Annotated in this window: 5 protein-coding genes; all 5 read left to right on the forward strand. The window is 52.8% G+C overall.

The window, feature by feature from the left end; genetic code table 11:
• Positions 1-164: 164 nt before the first annotated feature.
• The 5 genes from pnp to murC are packed head-to-tail and all read left to right on the forward strand — an operon-like array spanning position 165 to position 5,882.
• Positions 165-2,360 (forward strand): polyribonucleotide nucleotidyltransferase, encoded by a 2,196-nt coding sequence (pnp, locus tag I2G61_RS15210; RefSeq protein WP_195397306.1) that lies wholly within the window; start codon positions 165-167, stop codon positions 2,358-2,360.
• A gap of 54 nt (positions 2,361-2,414) precedes the next feature.
• Positions 2,415-3,056: a tRNA (guanosine(46)-N7)-methyltransferase TrmB gene (trmB, locus tag I2G61_RS15215; protein WP_072683447.1), complete on the forward strand. Its 642-nt coding sequence runs from the start codon at positions 2,415-2,417 to the stop codon at positions 3,054-3,056.
• Between the two features lie 48 nt (positions 3,057-3,104).
• On the forward strand, positions 3,105-3,866 hold the full coding sequence (locus I2G61_RS15220) for a hypothetical protein (protein WP_072683446.1): 762 nt from the start codon (positions 3,105-3,107) through the stop codon (positions 3,864-3,866).
• Between the two features lie 50 nt (positions 3,867-3,916).
• Positions 3,917-4,561: a hypothetical protein gene (locus tag I2G61_RS15225; RefSeq protein WP_072683445.1), complete on the forward strand. Its 645-nt coding sequence runs from the start codon at positions 3,917-3,919 to the stop codon at positions 4,559-4,561.
• A gap of 13 nt (positions 4,562-4,574) precedes the next feature.
• Positions 4,575-5,882: a UDP-N-acetylmuramate--L-alanine ligase gene (gene murC / locus I2G61_RS15230; protein ID WP_072683444.1), complete on the forward strand. Its 1,308-nt coding sequence runs from the start codon at positions 4,575-4,577 to the stop codon at positions 5,880-5,882.
• The last annotated feature ends 118 nt before the right edge of the window (positions 5,883-6,000 follow it).

Raw genomic sequence — 6,000 nt, forward strand, 5'->3', positions numbered from 1 at the left:
GAATCGCTCCCCGCAAGGGGGGCTTTTTCTTTGTTTTGGCGTCAGCCATATTTCCCCGGTTGAGAAAACCTCAAAAAATGGCGGTATTTTGTCTTAAACTATTCTATGATTTACGCAGAAACTGTGATAAAATTGTAAAGGTTAACATTTAATGAGGTGAACAAATGGCGAAAGAGGTATTTACATTCGACTTCTGCGGCCGCAATCTGACGATTGAAACCGGAGAAATCGCAAAACAGGCAGGTGGAGCTGTCGTAGTCCGTTACCAAGATACAGTAGTGTTGTCAACCGCTACTGCCAACCATACTCCGAAAGATTCAGACTTCTTCCCGCTGACGGTCAGCTTTGAAGAAAAGCTGTATTCCGTCGGTAAGATTCCAGGCGGCTTTTTACGCCGCGAGGGCCGGCCGAGCGAACATGCGACGCTGACCGCCCGGATGATCGACCGTCCGATCCGTCCGCTGTTTGCGGAAGGTTTCCGCAACGAAGTTCAGGTCGTCAACACGGTATTGTCCGTCGATCAGGACTGCTCGGCGGAAATGGCCGCCATGTTCGGCGCTTCCTGTGCGCTGTGCATTTCTGACATTCCGTTCAACGGTCCGATCGCCGGGGTCATCGTCGGCCGCGTTGACGGCAAGTTTGTGATCAATCCTTCCGTGGAGGAATCGGAAAAATCCGACATTCATCTGACGGTTGCCGGAACCAAGGACGCGATCAATATGGTCGAGGCCGGGGCGAAGGAAGTCAGCGAAGAAGAGATGATCGACGCGCTGATGTTCGGTCACGATCACATCAAGATGCTGTGCGAATTCCAGGAACAGATCATTGCAAAGTGTGCGAAGCCGAAGATGGAAATCAAGCTGGACGTCGTGCCGGAAGAAATCAAGGCGGAGATCGACGAATTGGCGAAAGCACGTCTGATCGAAGCAGTTTCGATCAAGCTGAAGCTGGAACGCTACGGCAAGATCGACGAGATTACCGACGAGATGGCGGCGCTGTTCGAAGCCCGTGAATACGCAAGCGAAAAATTGAAGGATAAAACAGTCAAGCAGGTCCGCGCTTACTGCACGGAAATCGTGGCGAATGAAGTCCGGCGTTTAATTTCCGAAGAAAAGATCCGTCCGGACGGCCGTGCTGTCGACGAACTGCGTCCGTTGAATTCGCAAGTCGATCTGCTTCCGCGCGTGCATGGCTCGGCGATGTTTACCCGCGGTGAAACGCAGGTGCTCTCGGCTTGTACCTTAGGCGCGCTGGGCGACAACCAGATCATCGACGATCTGACGGAAATTGAAACCAAGCGGTTCATGCATCACTATAACTTCCCGCCGTATTCCGTCGGGGAAACGGGCCGGATGGGCTCTCCGGGACGGCGTGAAATCGGGCATGGCGCCCTAGGTGAAAGAGCGCTGTCGGCGGTCATTCCAAGCGAGGAAGAATTCCCATACACGATCCGGTTAGTCGCGGAAGTGCTGGAATCCAACGGTTCCTCCTCCCAGGCTTCGATCTGCGCCGGCACGATGGCGCTGATGTCCGCGGGCGTTCCGATCAAGGCGCCGGTCGCGGGCGTGGCGATGGGTCTGATCAAGACCAGCGACGAGCATTACACCGTATTGACGGATATTCAGGGCATGGAAGATCACTATGGCGATATGGATTTCAAGGTGGCGGGTACGCCGAAGGGGATTACCGCGCTGCAGATGGACATCAAGATCGACGGCATCAACCGCGCGATTTTGGAGGAAGCGCTGGCGCAGGCCAAAAAAGGCCGCGCTGAAATCATGGCGAACATGATGGCGGCGATCAGCGAACCGCGTCCGGAGGTCAGCCCGTACGCACCGAAGATGTACCGCATGATGATTCCGGTCGATAAGATCCGCGAAGTCATCGGCACCGGCGGCAAGATGATCAATCAGATCATCGCGGACTGCGACAATGTCAAGATTGATATTGAAGACGATGGCTCGGTTGTCATCTATCACAGCGATAAGAATGCGATCATGAAGGCCGCAGATACGATCAACCAGATTATCCGCGAGGCCAAGGTCGGGGAAATTTACGACGGCAAGGTCGTTCGGCTGGAGAAGTTCGGCGCGTTTGTCGAGCTGTTCCCGGGCACCGACGGTCTGCTTCATGTATCGAAGATTGATTACAAGCGGATTGAAAAACCGGAAGACGTGCTGAAACTGGGCGACGTCATCAAGGTCGTCGTCACCGAGATTGACGAGAAAGGCCGCGTCAACGTTTCCCATCGCGACTTGATGGAAAAGCCGGAAGGCTGGGACGAAGAACAGCGGGCGAAACGGGCTGCGCGCGATCGCCGGGATGGCGAAAAACGCGTGTTCCGGAAGCGAGAACAATAAGCTGACAGCGGGTCAAATCTGATCCGCTGTTTTATTCCAAAGGAGGATCCGACAATGAGAATGCGAAAAAAATCCTGGGCAGAACCCTTTTTAAAGGAAAATACTGATTTTGTTATCGAAAAACCGGAAGAACGGGCTGGTCAGTGGCACAAACTGCTGGACTGTTCCCGATTGCGAATTGAGATCGGCAGCGGCAAGGGCGATTATTTTACCAGAATGGCTGCGATGAACCCCGAAGAAGGCTGGATCGGGATTGAGAAAGAACATAACGTCGCCGCGGTAGCCGTAAAAAAAGCGTTGGCCCAGCCGCATGAACACATGGCGTTCATCGCTCAGGATGCCGATCAGATCAGCGCCTGGTTTGCCCCGGGCGAGGTCGACGTCATCCATCTGAACTTTTCCGATCCGTGGCCGAAAAGCGGTTATGCCAAGCGGCGGCTGTCGCACGCCCGGTTTTTAAAGCAATATGAAACCCTGCTGAATGAAAACGGCCAGGTGATCATGAAAACCGACAACCCGAAGCTGTTTGAGTTTTCCCTGACAGAATTTTCCAAAGAAAACTGGCGGCTGTGCGAGGTCAGCGTCGATTTCCGCCGTCAGCCCCATCCGGAAGACGCGATTACGGAATACGAACAAAAATTCATGGACCTGGGCCAGCCGATTTACCGCGCAGTTTGGCAGAAGAAAGCCATTTAAAAAAACAGGGAAACATGATAGAATAAACAAAACGAAGGGAGGACTCTCATGCGCAAAATCACGCTGCTTCTGTTTTGCCTGTGTTTGTGCGGCTGCAGCGCTCAGGGAGGATTGGATAGCCGGCTGCAGGCGGCCTGCATGCAAGCCAGCACGCTGACGATCAACGTCCATGCGGATAACGTGAAAGATCTGTACAGTTATTATGCCGAACCGGGTGTGGGACGCCGAAGCTCGACGGCCTCCTCCAACGTCTTCGTTCTTGATAACCAGGAATTCATTATGAATCTCAACGTTGCCGAAATCGTCAACGTCAAGCTCTATGATCAATCTGAAAGTGTGATCCTGCCCCAGAGCGAGGCGTGGATAAGCGTCAGCGAAGGCGAGTTCACCGATATCCAGGGGCGAACGCAGAAATATATCGCAGGGCTGCTGCCTTCGGCGAACGGTCAGCTGCTGGTCATGGTCAAAACCCCGTATTTTACCTTTACCGGATTAAGCAATGAGACAGGCGCGCCGGCGCTGGCGAAAGAAATGATCAAGATCGCCCGTACAGCTGAAGTCGACGAGGATGCCGTACTCAAAACTTATTCCTCACGGACAAAAATTAATTACGTCAAAGAAAACCTGAATCTGTTTGAAGATGAAATTCCGGAAAACGGCCGGCTGGAGGAAATGATGCCGAACAAACCGGCGCATACCGGCGGCGATATTGATCAGAGCGGCGAAACCTTCGACGACGGCACCAGCGCCGACGATCTGCCGCTGAATGAAAACGACGACGATATTCAAACGCCGTCGGATGGCGAATAGGCAACAATATCCGCAAGGATGAATAGAATGAAAAGGCAGGATGATCCCGTATGATAAAAAAATTAATGTCGTTGATTTTTGAAGAAGAAGTCGTTGACGAGGTTGAGGAAGAACCGGTTCCGGTTCGCCGCAGCAATCCAGCCAAACCCGCGGTCAAGCCTGAGGCCAAGCCGGCGGTTCCGCTTCCGCAGGAAGTCAAGGCAGTATATCTGGATACCAGGAAAGAAAAAGAAAAGGAACCCGCGGTCAAAAAGGAACCTTCCAGCAAGCTGGGAAAAATGACGATTGCGGAAGACAAGCCGGTGAAGAAGAAGCCGGTCCGCGTGGAACCGAAGGAAGATTATGAATTTACGCCGGTGATCTCGCCGATTTTCGGCGTGCTCGGGGAAAAGAGCCAGCCGGCCAAGACGCCGGCGGCGAAGAAGGTCAGCCCGGTTAAAAGCTCGCTGGGAACCGTAATTTCACCGATTTATGGCATGGATAAACCGCAGGAAGATAAGGTCGAAGAGATTGCGGAGCGTCTGGATAAACCCGCGGCCGCCGTCAAAGAAGAACCGCTGATCAACGTGTCGCTGGACGAGCTGCTTCAGAAACCGCAGGAAGCAGAAGCTGATCGTAAGAATGAGGAGGAAGGCTCTGACAAGACGGTTGTTTCGCAGAACCTGAGTTTGTTTGACGACGATCTGAATTCGTAGAAAGGGTGTTGTTATGGTCTTTTTTATCGGCATCAAGGGAACGGGCATGGCGGCGCTGGCCTGCATTCTCAACGATTTGGGCATGGAAGTTTCCGGCTCGGATTTGACGAAGCATTTCTTCACAGAGGATCCGTTGATCGCACGGCGTATTCCGATCCTGCCGTTTGATCCGGCGAATATTCAGGATGGAATGACGGTGATTATCGGCAACGCCTTCAAAGAAGATTTTCCGGAGGTCGCGGCGGCGCGGTCCAATCCGACTGTGACCTGTTATCGGTATCATGAGTATTTAGGCGCCTTGATGAAAGACTATACGAGTCTGTGCGTGGCGGGCAGCCATGGCAAGACGACGACGACCGGGATGCTGGCGGCGATGATGGATGAAATCGCGCCGACCGGACATCTGATCGGCGATGGTTCCGGGGAAATTCATCCGGACAGCCAATATCTGGCGGTTGAAGCCTGTGAGTACCGGCGGCATTTTCTGGCGTATCATCCGGATTACGCGATCATTACCAATGCTGATCTGGATCACGTCGATTATTTTAAAACCGAAGCGGATTACGCCAAAGCCTATGAGGAATTCGCCTGCCAGGTAAAAAAAGGTCTGGTTCTGTTCGGCGATGATCCGAAGGTCAGAGCACTGCGGATTGATCCGGCGGTGACGCATTATTATTACGGCGTTGAAGACGGCAACGATTTTCAGGCGGTCAATATCGTGGAAACCAGCGAGGACATGCATTTTGACGTGCTGTTTCAAGGCCAGCTGCAGGGGCATTTCGATCTGCCGTTTGTCGGCCGGCATCTGTTGTGGAACAGCCTGGGCGTGATCGCGCTGGGATTGTTAGAGGGGTATACCGCTGAACAGATCGAGCCGGGCTTGGCATCGTTTAAGGGGACAAAACGCCGCTTCACGATTGAGAAGCATGGCGAGAACGTCTTTGTCGACGACTACGCCCATCATCCGACCGAGGTGTCGATTACGATTGACGCTGCCCGCAAACGTTTTCCGGGCAAGCGGCTGATCGCGATCTTTAAGCCGCACCGCGTCTCCCGCGTTTTTCATTTTGCCGATGATTTCGCAGCGGCCTTGAAAAAGGCGGATGAGGTTTACCTGTGTGATTTTACGAGTATTGATGATAAGGAAGACGGCATTGATATCGACATTACCTATCTTCAGGAACGGATTCCCGGCTCTAAAATCTTAAGCGAAGATGAACAGGGCGCTGCGGAGCTGGCCAAACTGGCACCGGCGGTTTATCTGTTTATGTCCAGCAAGGACATCTACGGCTTAAGCGGGCTGGTTAAACAGAAATTGTAATAAAATTTGATGAACGAACAAATCAGGAACGCATCGCTGCGGCAATGCGTTCCTGATTTTTTTTGGCTCTTTCAAAAATAGTGTTGGTGAGAGAAAAACCGAAACAAGAAAGACGCAG

It is taken from the genome of Holdemania sp. 1001095H_141210_F2 (assembly GCF_015558105.1).
Classification (GTDB): Bacteria; Bacillota_I; Bacilli_A; order Erysipelotrichales; family Erysipelotrichaceae; genus Holdemania.

Excerpts from the sequence above, each read along its gene's own strand:
- pnp (WP_195397306.1), top strand. The coding sequence starts at position 165 with ATGGCGAAAGAGGTATTTACATTCGACTTCTGCGGCCGCAATCTGACG.
- trmB (WP_072683447.1), top strand. The coding sequence starts at position 2,415 with ATGAGAATGCGAAAAAAATCCTGGGCAGAACCCTTTTTAAAGGAAAAT.
- I2G61_RS15220 (WP_072683446.1), top strand. The coding sequence starts at position 3,105 with ATGCGCAAAATCACGCTGCTTCTGTTTTGCCTGTGTTTGTGCGGCTGC.
- I2G61_RS15225 (WP_072683445.1), top strand. The coding sequence starts at position 3,917 with ATGATAAAAAAATTAATGTCGTTGATTTTTGAAGAAGAAGTCGTTGAC.
- murC (WP_072683444.1), top strand. The coding sequence starts at position 4,575 with ATGGTCTTTTTTATCGGCATCAAGGGAACGGGCATGGCGGCGCTGGCC.